Below are 15,573 nucleotides of genomic sequence, written 5' to 3' on the forward strand. Positions count from 1 at the left end.
TTTCCTACAGAAGGAATCGATAGAGCCGACTTGGCGTCGTAGGTTGCTAGCCGATAGGCTTTCTCTCGGCGGCGAAATCAGCAGCCCGGTGTCGGAGCCGGAGTAAATATCAAAACGGCGTGACCGCACTCATTTGAGTGGCGGCTCTATTCTCAATATTGGAGTCGACAAATGCCTAACCACGTACAAATTCCTTCTGAAAACTCCGCTTTCTTCACCCCCACCGCCTTCACCCGCCACAACCGCTTCCTCCACGCCTTCATGCAAGACCACGAAGCCTGGTTCTGCGTCCAGGATCTCGGTCGCTTGATGGGCTACCCCCTGAACGAACGCCTCACCCTGAAACTTGATCCCGACCAGCGCCGCAATGTGCTCTTGCGCAAGGACGGCGAAATCATCGATTGCGCGATGGTCAGCGAGTCCGGCCTGTTTGCCCTGCTCGCCCATCACTTCGTCCCGGAAAACCGACACTTGCGCCAGTGGCTGAGCCATGAAGTCATCCCGATGCTGCGCGAAACCCAATCAAGCCCTGTGGAAAACCACCCGAGCCTGAGTTCGATGCGTTGGGCAGGCGTCACCGTGCCGTTGCTGCACTGGCAACAGCAGGCGTGGGTCAAATGGCGGGATGTGCCGGAGTTGATGCACGGCCAGCGGCCGTATCCAGTACTGGGAACGTGTAGCTGATCCAAATAAAAAGGGGCGGACCTTTCAGGCCGCCCCTTTTTATGTCCACTCAAAACCGCGAAACACTCCGCATCGCATCCACCAGATAGCGCATCGCAATCCGGTCCCCTTCTGACAGCTCTCGATAACGCTCCACCAGTTTCACTTCGTCGGAGCTCAACCGACGTCTTTTGCGACCGCTGCCGAGGCAGGGAAAGATGCCCAACATTTCGGTGATGCCTTGTATTTTTGCCATGGACGATGTCCTTCTCTAATACGTCAAAGAACTGCTAAACCACCACATCGCCCTGCCCCTTACAGCAGTGTCGTGTGCCTTACCGGCTCTTTTGGCTGCACCGGTCATGTCCATAGAATAGAAATTAAATCGGCGCTGAAAAGCGGTTTTTAGAGTAATTAGTCGAAAAAAGCAGATATGCCGTGTAAATCAGAACGCCCTGTCAGATTTTTAACCGACATGTCTTGTTTCATTGACACACTTACGCGGTGAATCAACGAATTTTGCATTGCGAGCGAACCGTTTAAGCTAGCGGGCATCTGTTAATAGTCCGTTGCGTTTGGCCGAAGGCTTGTCCGAACCGTTATTTCTGATCCAGCACGTGCCAGGAACGGCGCGGGATTGCTCACGACAGGTTGTATTTATGCACCGCAGGAATTTGCTCAAAGCGTCCATGGCCATTGCGGCTTACACCGGTCTTTCGGCCACCGGCCTGCTGGCCACCCGTGCCTGGGCGGCCAATGGCGGCGCCGCCGATGGCGAGGCGCAGGCCTTCGACTTCGAAGCGCTGAAGCGCCAGGCCAAGCAACTGGCCGGCAACGCTTATCAGGACACCAAACAGGTGCTGCCACCGACCCTGGCGACCATGACCCCGCAGAACTTCAATGCGATCCGCTATGACGGCGAGCATTCGCTGTGGAAGGAGAACAAGGGTCAACTCGACGTGCAGTTCTTCCATGTCGGAATGGGTTTCCGTCAGCCGGTGCGCATGTACAGCGTCGATCCCAAGACCCGCACCGCCCGCGAGGTGCATTTCCGCCCGGCGCTGTTCAACTACGAAAACACCTCGGTCGACACGCAGCAGTTGAAAGGCGATCTGGGTTTTGCCGGGTTCAAACTGTTCAAGGCACCGGAACTCGATCGTCATGACGTGGTGTCATTCCTCGGCGCCAGCTATTTCCGTGCGGTGGATGCGACTGGCCAATATGGCCTCTCCGCTCGCGGCCTGGCGATCGACACTTACGCCAAGAAGCGCGAAGAATTCCCCGACTTCACCAAGTTCTGGTTCGAGACCCCGGACCAAAACGCCACGCGCTTTGTCGTCTACGCGCTGCTCGATTCGCCGAGCGCGACCGGTGCCTATCGCTTTGACATCGATTGCCAGGCCGAGCGTGTGGTGATGGAAGTCGACGCGCACATCAACGCGCGCACCGCCATCGAACAACTGGGCATCTCGCCGATGACCAGCATGTTCAGCTGCGGCACTCACGAACGCCGCATGTGCGACACCATTCACCCGCAAATCCACGATTCGGATCGCCTGGCGATGTGGCGCGGCAACGGCGAGTGGATCTGCCGCCCGCTGAACAACCCGGCGACCCTGCAGTTCAACGCATTTGCCGACAAGGATCCGAAGGGTTTCGGCCTGGTGCAGACCGACCATGAGTTCGCCAACTATCAGGACACTGTCGACTGGTACAGCAAGCGCCCGAGCCTGTGGGTAGAACCGACCACCGCGTGGGGCGAAGGCTCGATCGATCTGCTGGAAATCCCGACCACCGGCGAGACCCTCGATAACATCGTAGCGTTCTGGACACCGAAAAAGCCGGTGGCTGCCGGGGATTCGCTGAACTATGGCTACAAGCTGTACTGGAGCGCTCTGCCGCCGGTGGGCACGCCGTTGGCCCGCGTACACGCGACCCGTTCCGGCATGGGCGGCTTCACTGAAGGCTGGGCACCGGGCGAGCATTACCCGCCGGTCTGGGCGCGTCGTTTTGCCGTGGACTTCACTGGCGGCGGTCTCGAGCGCTTGCCGCAGGGCACCGGGATCGAGCCGGTAGTGACGTGCTCGAACGGCAAGGTGCAGGATTTCAGCGTGCTGGTGCTGGATGACATCAAGGGTTACCGGATCCTGTTCGACTGGTACCCGACCAATGACAGCGTGGAGCCGGTGGAACTGCGCCTGTTTATTCGCACCAATGACCGCACGCTGAGCGAGACCTGGTTGTACCAGTACTTCCCGCCGGCGCCGGACAAGCGTAAGTACCCTTGAGGATTTGAGGCGCCTGCACGGGCCTCATCGCTGGCAAGCCAGCTCCCACAGTGATGGGTGTTGATCACAGATTTTGCGTACGCCACCAAATCTATGGGAGCTGGCTTGCCAGCGATGGCGGCAGCATCGCAGCGAAAGACAAACAGACAAAACAAAGCCCCGGCCATCACTGGCCGGGGCTTTTTGCTTTACTACCCACTCAATCGCGCAGATCCGACTCATGAATCGGCTGATCCCGATGAGTCGCGCGCTGATACTGCGCCGGCCACACCGCTTTGCGTCCCCCCAGATCATCGTCGGCATGCAGCGGCCAGTACGGATCACGGAGCAGTTCTCGGGCGAGGAAGATGATGTCGGCCTGACAGGTGCGCAGAATGTGCTCAGCCTGCGCAGGTTCGGTAATCATTCCGACAGTGCCGGTGGCGATGCCTGACTCCTTGCGTACGCGTTCGGCGAAGCGCGTCTGATAACCCGGCCCGACCGGAATTTCCGCGTTGGCCGCCGTACCACCCGACGACACGTCAATCAGATCCGCGCCAAGGCTGTGCAGGCGTCGCGCCAGCTCCACGGTTTCATCCGGGTTCCAGCCGTCCTCCACCCAGTCGGTGGCCGACACGCGGACAAACACCGGCAATTCCTCAGGCCAGACGGCCCTCACCGCTTCAGTTACTTGCAGCACCAGCCGAATACGATTTTCAAACGAACCACCGTATTGATCCCGGCGCTGATTGCTCAACGGCGAAAGGAACTGATGCAGCAGATAACCATGCGCGGCATGCACTTCAACCACACTGAAACCGGCCTTCAGCGCACGTTTGGCGGCATCGACGAACGCTTGAATAACATCGGCGATCTGCCCTTCATCCAGCTGTTTCGGTTGCGTGTGCTGTGGATCGAAAGCAATCGGCGACGGCCCGACCGGAGTCCAGCCGCCATCATCGGGTTTGACGCTGCCGTGCTTGCCGATCCACGGCCGATGAGTGCTGGCCTTGCGCCCGGCGTGGGCCAGTTGAATCCCGGCGATGGCGCCTTGGGCCGTAATAAAGCGGGTGATGCGTTGTAGCGGTTCGATCTGTTCGTCGTTCCACAGACCAAGGTCTTCGGCGGTGATCCGCCCTTCGGCCGTGACCGCTGTGGCTTCGGTAAATACCAGACCGGCGCCACCCACCGCGCGGCTACCGAGGTGTACCAGATGCCAGTCGTTAGCGAGGCCGTCGACGCTGGAGTATTGGCACATCGGTGACACGGCGATGCGGTTGGGCAGCGTCAGTTGGCGAAGAGTGAAGGGTTCAAGCAGCAGACTCATGGGGCACCTCTCAAATCAGTGGGCAGGCTCCAGGGTTCTGTTTGAATAGTCGACGAGTGACAGGAAAAAGGTACAGCACCCGCCCCCGCGGGCAAAAAATTCGACAAGACGTCACAAGGCCAATCAAGCAGTGCTTAGAGCCTAGTCGACAACGGGGGATCGCGGGAAATTCAAGAAAAGATCGTCCGATCGCGGCCCGAACCTTCGGCAGCTCCTACAGGAAACCGCATTCCCATGTAGGAGCTGCCGCAGGCTGCGATCTTTTGATCTTCAGCGCGGTTCGATATGAGCAATCATCAGTTGTACGGTCTCGTTGCCGCGAAACTCGTTAACGTCGAGCTTGTAAGCCAGTTCAACCCACTGAATCGTCGGATTCGGCCAGATATCGCGGTCGATACCAAACGCAATGCCATCCAGCTTCACCGAGCCACACTCGCTTTTCAGCACCACCTTCAAATGCCGCTCGCCGACCACGCGTTGCTCGACCAACTGAAACACGCCGTGAAACAGCGGCTCCGGGAAGTGCTGCCCCCAAGGTCCGGCATGACGCAGGGCCCGAGCCAGTTCAAGGTGGAATTCTTCAACCGCCAGCGTGCCGTCCGAGAGCATGCGCCCGGTCAGGTCTTCCTCGCGAAGCTGCCTGCGCACTTCAGCGTCGAAAGCCTCGGCGAACAGGGCAAAGTTCTCCTGCGGCAAAGTCAGGCCCGCCGCCATCGCGTGGCCACCGTACTTGGCGATCAGGTTCGGATGCTGCGCCGCCACCACGCTCAAGGCATCACGAATGTGGAAGCCTTGCACCGACCGCCCGGAGCCCTTGAGCAAACCATCACCGGCATCAGCAAAGGCAATGGTCGGACGGAAATAACGCTCTTTCATCCGCGACGCGAGAATGCCGATCACGCCCTGGTGCCACTCCGGATCGAACAGACACAGACCAAACGGCATCGACTCCACCGGCAAGTCCTTGAGCTGCGCCAGCGCCTCGCGCTGCATGCCCTGCTCGATGGATTTGCGATCCTGGTTCATACCGTCCAGTTGCGCGGCCATTTCCCGGGCCAGGTTGGCGTCGGCGGTGAGCAGGCATTCGATGCCCAGGCTCATGTCATCCAGACGCCCGGCGGCGTTCAGGCGCGGGCCGACGATAAAGCCGAGGTCGGTGGAAGTAATGCGCGCAGCATCTCGCTTGGCCACTTCAAGGATCGCTTTGATCCCCGGCCGTGCGCGCCCGGCGCGAATCCGCTCCAGACCCTGATGCACCAGAATCCGGTTGTTGGCGTCCAGCGGTACCACGTCGGCGACGCTGCCCAGCGCCACCAGATCAAGCAGTTCGCCGATGTTCGGCTGCGGCGTGTTCTCGTACCAGCCGAGACTGCGCAGGCGCGCGCGCAACGCCATCAGGACATAGAAAATAACGCCGACGCCGGCCAGTGCCTTGCTCGGGAATTCGCAACCCGGCTGGTTCGGGTTGACCAGCGCATCGGCCAGCGGCAGTTCATCGCCGGGCAAGTGGTGGTCGGTGATCAGCACTTTGAGCCCAGCCTTTTTTGCGGCCGCCACGCCTTCGACGCTGGAGATGCCGTTGTCGACGGTGATCAGCAATTGCGGCTCGCGGGTCAGCGCAACTTCGACGATTTCCGGGGTCAGGCCATAGCCATATTCGAAACGGTTCGGCACCAGATAATCGACGTGCGCCGCGCCCAGCAAGCGCAAACCGAGCATGCCGACGGTACTGGCCGTCGCCCCGTCCGCGTCGAAGTCGCCGACGATGAGGATGCGCTGGCGTTGCTCCAGCGCCGTCACCAGCAGGTCTACCGCTGCGTCGATGCCCTTGAGCTGCTGGAACGGGATCAACCGCGCCAGGCTCTTGTCCAGTTCCGCCTCGGACTGCACGCCCCGCGCCGCGTACAAACGGGTCAGCAAAGGTGGCAGGTCACCGAGAAACGGCAGAGTGGCAGGCAGTTGACGAGGTTCGATACGCATGGGGTGACGGAGACTTCTCTTGATTACGTGGGATTATTGCGGTGGTGACGCAGGATCAGCCGCGCTCACCTTGCAGCCATTGCAACTGGACTTCGTGCTGACCACGGTCGTCGGTGACGAAGATCGTCCCTTCGCTGATCATCACGTCCCACTTGATAACGCGGGGCATGTCCTTGGCCAGGGTTTCCAGCACTTCTTGCGGGACTGCAGCGATGTTGACGTTCTTCAGATTCTTGATCGCCGGGATCACTTTGGTTTCCCACACACGCAGGCTGCCGTAGGCCAGCAGGCTGGTGCGCTCGGTGCGACGCGAGCACCAGGTCAGACGGTCGGCATCGGGCTGGCCGACTTCGATCCAGTGCAGGACACGGTCATCCAGGCTTTTTTCCCACAGCGCAGGTTCATCCACGTCTGACAGACCACGGCCAAACGACAACTGCTCGTTGTACCAGAGTGCGTAGGCCAGCAGTCGCACGGTCATGCGCTCTTCGGTTTCCGAAGGGTGACGGGCGATGGTCTGCTTGACGCTCTCGTAGACACTGCGGTCGAGGTCGGTGAGGTTCAGTTCAAATTTGTAGGTAGTGGACGGCTGGGCCATGAACGGGCTTCTTGATACGAGGAAAGTCGGCAAGTCTAACCGATGCGGTAGGCAATCATCGAATTGATGGCGATCAAGCTGCGGCGTCTGACAGCCGGCTATGTTAAAACGCTGTATCTGCTTAGCCTTGTCCTACAGGATTCAGTATGCCGTTCGCCAACAAACCGCTCAGCGGTGTGAAAGTCATTGAATTGGGTACATTGATTGCCGGGCCGTTTGCCTCGCGCATTTGCGGCGAGTTCGGTGCCGAAGTGATCAAGATCGAATCGCCCGACGGCGGGGATCCATTGCGCAAGTGGCGAAAACTGTACGAAGGCACGTCGCTGTGGTGGTTCGTTCAGGCGCGCAATAAAAAGTCGCTGACGCTGAACCTCAAACACCCTGACGGTTTGGCGATCCTGAAAAAACTCCTCAGTGAAGCGGACATCCTCATCGAGAACTTCCGGCCCGGTGTGCTGGAAAAACTTGGCCTGAGCTGGGAAACCCTGCACGCCTTGAACCCGAAACTGGTGATGGTGCGCCTGTCCGGTTTCGGCCAGACCGGGCCGATGAAAGATCAACCGGGCTTCGGCGCGGTGGGCGAGTCCATGGGCGGTCTGCGTTACATCACCGGATTCGAGGATAGGCCACCGGTGCGCACCGGGATCTCCATCGGCGATTCGATTGCCGCACTGTGGGGTGTGATCGGCGCATTGATGGCGCTGCGTCATCGCGAAGTCAATGGCGGCACCGGGCAAGTTGTCGATGTGGCCTTGTATGAAGCGATTTTCGCGATGATGGAAAGCATGGTGCCGGAATTCGACGTGTTCGGCTTTGTCCGCGAGCGCAGCGGCAACATCATGCCCGGCATCACGCCCTCCTCTATTCACACCAGTGCCGACGGCAAACACGTGCAGATCGGCGCCAATGGTGACGCGATCTTCAAACGCTTCATGCTGATCATCGGCCGCGAAGACCTGGCCAACGATCCGACACTGGCCAGCAATGACGGGCGCGACAGTCGCCGCGACGAGTTGTACGGGGTGATCGATCGCTGGGTCAATTCATTGCCGCTGCAAACGGTGCTCGATCTGCTCAATCAGGCCGAAGTGCCGGCCAGTCGGATCTTCAGCGCCGAGGACATGTTCAGCGATCCACAGTACCTGGCCCGAGAGATGTTCCTGCAGGCCAAGCTGCCCGGCGGCAAAGATTTCAAGATGCCGGGCATCGTGCCGAAACTTTCTGAGACACCTGGCAGTTCAGAATGGGTCGGACCGCAACTGGGTGAACACAATGCGCAGGTACTTCACGATCTTGGCTACGACGAGCGACAGATCGCCAAGTTGCGCGAAGACGGAGCCATTTGAGCTGAAACGCCGGCAGACATCACACGCCAACCACGCCCATCAATGGTGGACGTGGCGGCTGTTCGGCTTGTTGTTTCTACTCATGTTGTCGAACGGCGCGCAGGCGAAACCGACGCTGATCTGGTTACTGCGCGACCTGCCGCCACTGACCATTTTCGAAGGCCCGAAAAAGGGCCTGGGTGTCATTGATCACCTTATGCCGATGCTGATTGCCGGCATGCCGCAATACGAACACAAGTTGATGCGAGTCAATCGAGCCCGCGGCATCCAGATGCTTCACGAAGCCTCCTTCACTTGCGACCCGTCGCTGATCTGGAGCAAGGAGCGCGCGCAATGGATCGCGTATTCCATCCCGACCTTCCGCGCCGTCAGTAATGGGCTGGTGGTGCGTCAGAAAGATCGCGAAGTGTTGGCGCCGTTTCTCGTGGAGGGTGAAGTCGATCTGGCATCGCTTCTAGCCAATGGCAAAGAGAAAATCGGAGTCGTGGCTGAACGCAGTTACGGTGAAATAGTCGATGACTTGCTACGCCAGGCCCCTAGGGACGCCCTGACCCTTCATTACGGCAACGACGCCCTGAACAATCTGCTGCTGATGCAGCGCCTGGGACGATTACAGGTGGTGCTGGGCTATTGGCCAGAAATTCGTTATCAGGCTCATCTGGCGCAAATCGCCGAAGACGAGTTGCTGTTTTATCCGATCCGAGGCACCGGTAAATACCTGTCGGGCTACATCGGCTGCTCCGACACACGCCAGGGCCGTCAGGCAATCAGCGAAATTAACCAACTGCTGCGCACTCTTCCCCACGATCAACTGAACCAGTTGTACGCCGACTGGCTGGACCCGGCGATGCGAAGCGACTACCTCGAGCAGGCCCGATCGTTCTTCGAGCAACAAGCGGCGCCATGAGCAAGTTGCAGGCAAAAAGAAACCCCGAGAAGTGGGGAGACGACTCGGGGTTAAACGTGGCCTACATAAAGACCAGTAGCAGCAAGCGACAAGCACCGGAGCACAATGCTTGATCCTGCTGTTACCGGGTCTGACTGACAGGAATGCAGGAAGGTTCCCACAAAAAATATTTCATCTTTACAGCGCCGCACGTTTGTCCAGCGCAGCGTTGCGCAATGCCGCGATTACACAGGGTTCCAGCCGTCCTTCCGCAATCAGAACATCGCGGTGCAAGCCGTCAACGACATCGGTCAGTTGGCGCTTGTCGGTCAGTTGTGCCTGATTGAATTCACGCTCTACCACAATGGCGCCGTGACTGTTCTTCAAGGTCACCCGGCATTCGCCATGGGAACCGCTTGGAGACAACGAAACCTGATACGGGCTCAGAGCCTCACCGAGCAATAGACTGATACTTTCCATCTCGATCTCCACTCAATAGTCCGAAAACTGTGTGCCTGGGGCGTGTTCACAATAAATGACCACCGGCCCGAGAAGAAAGTTCTGCATACCGAACGCCCCGTTTCTGGAGTGTCACCGGTCTGTCAGAGCATGCACGGCGAAGATGACAGAAAAATAACCGTACCCGTCAAACCTGCACGAGGGGTGAAGCGGCGCTCAAGTAACTGTCGAGCAGCCCGCGCATGAGCACCGCCGAGACCGGGGTTTGCAGGCGCCCCAGCAACCGCAGGTGGTGTTCACGCAGCAAAGGCTCGAGATCGTTCAACAGGCTTGGCGCGACCGCCCCCAGCAGGATCAGCGCACGCGCCTCACGCTGAGCCGCCAGATGATGAATCAGCGCCAGGCCATCGCCGCCCTTGAGTTGCGGGTCGCAAATGGCGATGTCCACCGCGCCGCGATGGCTCAGTGAAGACAGGGCCGATGCCAGCGAAGGCGCCGTCAGCACGTCATAGATGCCGATGGCGTTGAGCATTTGATGCAACGCCATCAGCTGGAACGGGTTGGGTTCAAGTATCAGGACTTTAAGCGAGCGCATAAGCGACCTCTGGAGAGACAATCGCGGACTCTCACCGCAGTTGTTGTCACTCTAGGGCAGCCGTCCTAAGCCTCCCATCGGAAAAGTAGCCGCGTCTTATAGGACATTTCCCATCTTCATTGCAGACATCGACACCCGCTCTCTGTGCGACGCTGGGTGATGTCCGTCCAGCCACCCAAAAGCCCTCGCAGTTTGCCGTCGGCGCTATAGAACGGCACCGTCCACTGATAGACCTCACGGGGACCACTCTTGAATTGCAATCGGCGTTTGCTGAAGCGCGATTTGCGTGTGCGCAACTGCACCATGAATTCGTCGTGCAGCATCAACGCCGTGGCTTCGGGCAGCGCGTCCACCTCGATCAGCAACCGTCCCAGCACCTGATCCAGCCGCACCGACAACGCCTCCTCATAGCTGCGATTGCACATGATCAGCCGTCCTTGCAGATCACGGACGAACACCGGATCCGGCATGGAGTCGATCAATGCATGCTGAAAGGCCAGCTGATCGCCCAGATCCTTTTCCGCCACGCGGCGCAATTTGATCACTGCCGTCAGACGCCGATTCCATATTAACGACAGCAGGCCGAACACGCCGAATCCGGCCATGCCCCAGCAACCCCATTCGAGCATCTGCTGCCAGATCGACGGCACGGGCGCCGGCGCAATACCTTCCAGCCATTTCAGGCGGATCGCGCGTAACTCGGCCGCGGGAAAGGCCTCAAGGGCCTTGTTGAGAATACTCAGCAGCACCGGCATGCCTTTGCGCACGGCGAGGTTATCGGCTTCCCACTTGCCTTCGACCAGACCGCCGACCTTGAGCAAACCCAAGGGGTAAAGCTGCGCGCCGATTTCGTTTTCGATGGTAGCGTAGGCATCACCGCTCTCGACCAGCGCCCGCGCCTCGGCGTAAGTCTTGACCGAGCGAATCTCGATTGTGGGAAAGTCACGCCTGATCATGTCTTCCAGCGCATGCCGGGCCGGCAGCACCAGCACCCGTTTGCTCAACTGCTCGAAAGATTCCAGGCGCGGCGCGTCAGCGCGGCCGACGAATACCCAGCCGGCGCCACCGAATGCGTGGCTGTAATCCAGAAACGCCTTGCGCTCTTCGCTCATGGCCAGGGTCGTACTGATATCCGCCGCGCCACTCGCCAGACGCTCAAGCATGTGATCGGTGGAAAACGACTCCTGATGCACGAATTGCAGCCCGGTCATCGCCGACACACGCTTGAGCACATCGTTATTCAAGCCGCTCCATTGCCCATGCTCATCCTGAAACAGATACAACGGGTACTGCACCGACGTCACCGTCACTTTGGGGTTGTCGCGAATCCACTCGCGCTCATGCGCAGCCAGTTCGATGGGCTGGACGCTGGATGCCATGGCATCGTTATTCAGCACCAATTGCGCTGCCACACTGCAGCGCATCAACCCCAGCAAACCGAACAGGAACACCCCAACCAGTGCCGGTTTCAAACCTCTATAAAACAGCATTGCCACTTCCTTCGTGATCGACTCACCCGTCCTTCGTGGGTGAAAACCCGAGCAGTGTGGCAGCAGAAACAAAAAAGCCCGTCAGGAGACGGGCTTCAAAATGTGACAGCTTTTACTGGCTTAAAGCGGCTTGCCGCGGTTGCCATGCTGGCTGACAAAGGCTTGCACGGCTTTCAGCTCGTTTGGCAGAACGGTGCAACGCTCGTTTCGCTCAAACAAATCAGAAAGATGTGCAGGTAGCTCGAGCGCTTTTCCTACACCGGCTTTCTCTACCGCGTCCGGAAATTTCACCGGGTGTGCGGTGCCGAGGATCACCATCGGGATATCGAGGCTACGACGGCATTCGCGCGCGGCCTTGACGCCGATGGCAGTGTGCGGATCCAGCACTTCACCGGTTTGCTCGTAGACTTCGGCGATGGTTTCGCAAGTCTGCGCATCGTCCACGGCCAGCGAGTCGAACAGTTTGCGCGCTTCGGTCCAGCGCTCTTGTTCGACGCTGAAACCGCCACCTTGCTTGAAGGTGTCCATCAGGCCGGCAATCGCCGCACCGTTGCGACCGTGCAGGTCGAACAGCAGGCGTTCGAAGTTCGACGAGACCATGATGTCCATCGATGGCGACAGCGTGGCGTGCAGGGTTTCCTTGACGTACTGATTGCCGCTCATGAAGCGGTGCAGGATGTCGTTGCGGTTGGTGGCGACGATCAACTGGTTGATCGGCAGGCCCATGTTGCGCGCCAGGTAACCGGCGAAGATGTCGCCGAAGTTACCGGTCGGCACCGAGAACGACACCGATCGCGCCGGGCCGCCCAACTGCAGGGCCGCGTGGAAGTAGTAAACGATCTGGGCCATGATCCGCGCCCAGTTGATCGAGTTCACCGCGACCAGACGCGTGCCTTTGAGGAAACTCTGGTCGGCGAAGCTGTTCTTGACCATTTCCTGGCAGTCATCGAAGTTGCCTTCGATGGCGATGTTGTGGATGTTCTCGCCGAAAATCGTGGTCATCTGGCGACGCTGCACTTCGGACACACGGTTGTGCGGGTGCAGGATGAAGATGTCGACGTTTTCGCAGTGCTTGCAGCCTTCGATGGCGGCCGAACCGGTATCACCGGAGGTGGCGCCGACGATCACTACGCGCTCACCGCGCTTTGCCAGCACGTAATCAAGCAGACGACCAAGCAGTTGCAGGGCGAAGTCCTTGAACGCCAGGGTCGGGCCGTGGAACAGCTCCAGCACCCATTCGTTGCCGTTCAGCTGACGCAATGGCGCGACCGCGCTATGGGCGAACACACCGTAGGTTTCTTCAAGGATTTTTTTGAAATCGGCATCCGGAATGCTGCCGGTAACAAACGGGCGCATCACCCGGAAAGCCAGCTCGTGATAAGGCAGGCCGGCCCACGAAGCGATTTCTTCCTGGGTGAAACGTGGCAGGTTTTCCGGGACGTACAGACCGCCGTCGGTGGCGAGACCGGCCAGCAGGACGTCTTCGAAATTCAGGGCCGGTGCCTGGCCGCGGGTACTGATATAACGCATAAGGACAAACCTTCGGTTTGGGCTTCAAGCCGTAAGCTGCAAGCTACAAGTGAAAAGCGGCTCTGCTTTTACTTGCAGCTTGAAGCTCGAAGCTTGCAGCTGCTTCTGTTTAGTTCAGGTGCTCGACGCGGATCCGTACAACCGGACCATTCACGCCGGCCAGCGCTTCGAGAGCAGCGATGGCATCGTTGATACGCTGCTCGACCACGCGGTGGGTCAGCAGGATCATCGGCACCAGACCGTCTTGCTCTTCGACTTCCTTCTGCATGATCGACTCGATGTTGATGCCGCGCTCCGAGAGGATGCTCGCCACCTGAGCGAGTACGCCCGGATGGTCCTTGGCCTGAATGCGCAGGTAGTAAGCGCTTTCGCAGGCTTCGATCGGCAGAATCGGATGGGCCGACAGCGAATCCGGCTGGAAGGCCAGGTGCGGCACACGGTTTTCCGGATCGGAAGTCATGGCGCGAACCACGTCGACCAGATCGGCGATGACCGACGAAGCGGTCGGCTCCATGCCAGCGCCAGCGCCGTAGAACAGCGTCGAACCGGCGGCGTCACCGTTGACCATCACCGCGTTCATCACGCCGTTGACGTTGGCGATCAGACGATCGGCCGGGATCAGCGTCGGGTGCACGCGCAACTCGATGCCGGCGGCAGTGCTGCGCGCCACGCCCAGGTGCTTGATGCGGTAGCCCAGCGCTTCGGCGTAGTTGACGTCGGCGGTGGTCAGCTTGGTGATGCCCTCGGTGTAAGCCTTGTCGAATTGCAGCGGAATGCCGAACGCAATGGAGGCCAGAATCGTCAGCTTGTGCGCGGCGTCGATGCCTTCAACGTCGAAGGTCGGATCAGCTTCGGCGTAACCCAGTGCCTGGGCTTCGGCCAGCACGTCTTCAAAGGTACGGCCCTTCTCGCGCATTTCGGTGAGGATGAAGTTGCCGGTGCCGTTGATGATGCCGGCGACCCAGTTGATGCGGTTGGCGGACAGGCCTTCACGGATCGCCTTGATCACCGGAATGCCACCGGCCACCGCTGCTTCGAACGCCACGATCACGCCTTTTTCGCGGGCCTTGGCGAAAATTTCATTACCGTGAACGGCAATCAGAGCCTTGTTCGCGGTGACCACATGCTTGCCATTCTCGATGGCCTTGAGTACCAGCTCGCGGGCAACGGTGTAGCCGCCCATCAGCTCTATAACGATGTCGATCTCAGGGTTCGTGGCCACTTCGAAGACATCGTTGGTAATCGCAATACCGGTCGTCTGGAACTGAGGCTTTGGCGTGCGCATGGCAATTTGTGCCACTTCGATTCCACGCCCGGCACGACGAGCAATTTCCTCGGCGTTGCGCTGAAGTACGTTGAAGGTACCGCCACCGACGGTCCCTAACCCACAGATGCCTACTTTGACCGGATTCACTGTGAACTCCCCATAAAACGGCCGACGCGGGGTCGGCCGGAAAACAACCGCGTGCTCGCGGCTCTCTATTGATGGCCCGGCGATGCGGCTGCCGGACCATGATCGTCACGGCTGACCGTGACGATGCGAATCACTTCGCGCCCAGCGCCAGTTTGGCGACTTGTGGCGCAGGCTGGTAGCCCGGAATCACTTGTCCGTCGGCCAAAACGATGGCCGGTGTACCGTTTACGCCGATCGACTGCCCCAGGGCAAACTGTTTGGAAACCGGGTTATCGCACTTGGCGGCCTTGATTTCCTTGCCATCGACCATTTTGTCCATGGCGGCTTTCTTGTCTTTCGAGCACCACACGGCTTGCAGTTGCTCATCTCCCGGCGAGTTCAGACCCTGGCGCGGGAATGCGACATAACGCACTTCGATGCCGCGCTTGTTCAGCTCAGGCACTTCGGCGTGCAGCTTGTGGCAGTACGGGCAAGTGGTGTCGGTGAACACGGTGATGTGCGATTTGGTTTCGCCCACGGCCGGGTAGACCACGGTTTCGGCCACCGGGATGGCATTGATCAGTTTGGAGATGCCCAGGCGTTCGGTCTTCTCGGTCAGGTTGACCGGTTTGCCGTCCTTGAGCTGGAACAGGTAACCCTGAACGATGTACTGGCCGTCGGCGCTGGCATAAAGCACGCGACTACCCTTGAGCTTGACTTCGTACATGCCTGGCAACGGGCTGGCGCTGATGCTTTCTACCGGAACCTCGAGTTCGAGTTTTTCCAGGCTTTGACGAATGGCTTTGTCGGCCGCGTCATCGGCGACGGCAAAGGTGCTGACCAACGCAATGGCTGCGGCGGCGAAAATCTGGGTCAGACGCATGAGAACTCCTGAAGGCGGACAAATGGAACGATCAGAACGCCCGTGCCGGAACACCGGGTCATAACCGTCCATCGTGCAAACCGGCAAAGCCTAACACATAAGGCCACGGTGGCCGAATGCGCCTGTCGCCATAGATCACACCGCTTTATGTAGGAG

Annotated in this window: 14 protein-coding genes; 4 read left to right on the plus strand and 10 right to left on the minus strand. The window is 59.2% G+C overall.

Annotated features, from left to right (window positions below):
• Nucleotides 1–171 precede the first annotated feature (171 nt).
• Nucleotides 172–684, plus strand: a complete 513-nt coding sequence (locus tag QZR14_RS05415; protein WP_311996067.1) for a BRO-N domain-containing protein — start codon at nt 172–174, stop codon at nt 682–684.
• Between the two features lie 49 nt (nt 685–733).
• Here the strand turns inward: QZR14_RS05415 and QZR14_RS05420 are convergent, their stop codons facing one another.
• On the minus strand, nt 734–919 hold the full coding sequence (locus QZR14_RS05420; RefSeq protein WP_250607442.1) for a hypothetical protein: 186 nt from the start codon (nt 917–919) through the stop codon (nt 734–736).
• Nucleotides 920–1,322: 403 nt separating this feature from the next.
• Between QZR14_RS05420 and QZR14_RS05425 the strand changes: the two genes are divergently transcribed.
• Nucleotides 1,323–2,951 (plus strand): glucan biosynthesis protein D, encoded by a 1,629-nt coding sequence (locus tag QZR14_RS05425; RefSeq protein WP_311996068.1) that lies wholly within the window; start codon nt 1,323–1,325, stop codon nt 2,949–2,951.
• Between the two features lie 199 nt (nt 2,952–3,150).
• On the opposite strand, the gene QZR14_RS05430 is transcribed toward QZR14_RS05425, so the two are convergent.
• From QZR14_RS05430 to QZR14_RS05440, 3 genes are all read right to left on the minus strand, one after another.
• The gene (locus QZR14_RS05430) at nt 3,151–4,257 is read right to left on the minus strand and encodes an NADH:flavin oxidoreductase/NADH oxidase (RefSeq protein ID WP_250607439.1); all 1,107 of its coding nucleotides are present in this window, start codon (nt 4,255–4,257) and stop codon (nt 3,151–3,153) included.
• A 270-nt stretch (nt 4,258–4,527) separates the two neighbouring features.
• Nucleotides 4,528–6,237: a single-stranded-DNA-specific exonuclease RecJ gene (gene recJ, locus QZR14_RS05435; protein WP_250607438.1), complete on the minus strand. Its 1,710-nt coding sequence runs from the start codon at nt 6,235–6,237 to the stop codon at nt 4,528–4,530.
• Nucleotides 6,238–6,292: 55 nt separating this feature from the next.
• A complete protein-coding gene (locus QZR14_RS05440) occupies nt 6,293–6,835 on the minus strand; it encodes a YaeQ family protein (RefSeq protein WP_007908961.1) in 543 nt (180 codons plus the stop codon).
• Nucleotides 6,836–6,981: 146 nt separating this feature from the next.
• Between QZR14_RS05440 and QZR14_RS05445 the strand changes: the two genes are divergently transcribed.
• Together QZR14_RS05445 and QZR14_RS05450 are read left to right on the plus strand one after the other, a co-directional pair.
• Nucleotides 6,982–8,181 carry a CaiB/BaiF CoA transferase family protein gene (locus QZR14_RS05445; RefSeq protein ID WP_311996069.1) on the plus strand — a complete coding sequence of 400 codons (1,200 nt, stop codon included), beginning with the start codon at nt 6,982–6,984 and terminating at the stop codon, nt 8,179–8,181.
• Entirely contained in the window at nt 8,108–9,088 is a 981-nt protein-coding gene (locus QZR14_RS05450) for a TIGR02285 family protein (RefSeq protein ID WP_250607436.1), read from the plus strand. Before QZR14_RS05445 ends, QZR14_RS05450 begins: the two co-directional genes overlap by 74 nt.
• A gap of 177 nt (nt 9,089–9,265) precedes the next feature.
• Here QZR14_RS05450 and QZR14_RS05455 read toward each other — a convergent pair whose 3' ends face one another.
• From QZR14_RS05455 to dsbC, 6 genes are all read right to left on the minus strand, one after another.
• Nucleotides 9,266–9,547: a DUF3509 domain-containing protein gene (locus tag QZR14_RS05455; protein ID WP_250607435.1), complete on the minus strand. Its 282-nt coding sequence runs from the start codon at nt 9,545–9,547 to the stop codon at nt 9,266–9,268.
• A 166-nt stretch (nt 9,548–9,713) separates the two neighbouring features.
• On the minus strand, nt 9,714–10,121 hold the full coding sequence (locus tag QZR14_RS05460) for a response regulator (protein WP_250607434.1): 408 nt from the start codon (nt 10,119–10,121) through the stop codon (nt 9,714–9,716).
• Between the two features lie 116 nt (nt 10,122–10,237).
• Entirely contained in the window at nt 10,238–11,611 is a 1,374-nt protein-coding gene (locus tag QZR14_RS05465) for a transporter substrate-binding domain-containing protein (RefSeq protein WP_250607433.1), read from the minus strand.
• A gap of 120 nt (nt 11,612–11,731) precedes the next feature.
• Nucleotides 11,732–13,141 carry a threonine synthase gene (gene thrC, locus QZR14_RS05470; protein ID WP_250607432.1) on the minus strand — a complete coding sequence of 470 codons (1,410 nt, stop codon included), beginning with the start codon at nt 13,139–13,141 and terminating at the stop codon, nt 11,732–11,734.
• Nucleotides 13,142–13,250: 109 nt separating this feature from the next.
• Nucleotides 13,251–14,555: a homoserine dehydrogenase gene (locus QZR14_RS05475; protein WP_250607430.1), complete on the minus strand. Its 1,305-nt coding sequence runs from the start codon at nt 14,553–14,555 to the stop codon at nt 13,251–13,253.
• 130 nt (nt 14,556–14,685) lie between these two features.
• Nucleotides 14,686–15,417: a bifunctional protein-disulfide isomerase/oxidoreductase DsbC gene (gene dsbC / locus QZR14_RS05480; protein WP_007908974.1), complete on the minus strand. Its 732-nt coding sequence runs from the start codon at nt 15,415–15,417 to the stop codon at nt 14,686–14,688.
• Nucleotides 15,418–15,573: the final 156 nt, after the last annotated feature.

Source organism: Pseudomonas sp. rhizo66, assembly GCF_031931925.1.
Classification (GTDB): Bacteria; Pseudomonadota; Gammaproteobacteria; order Pseudomonadales; family Pseudomonadaceae; genus Aquipseudomonas.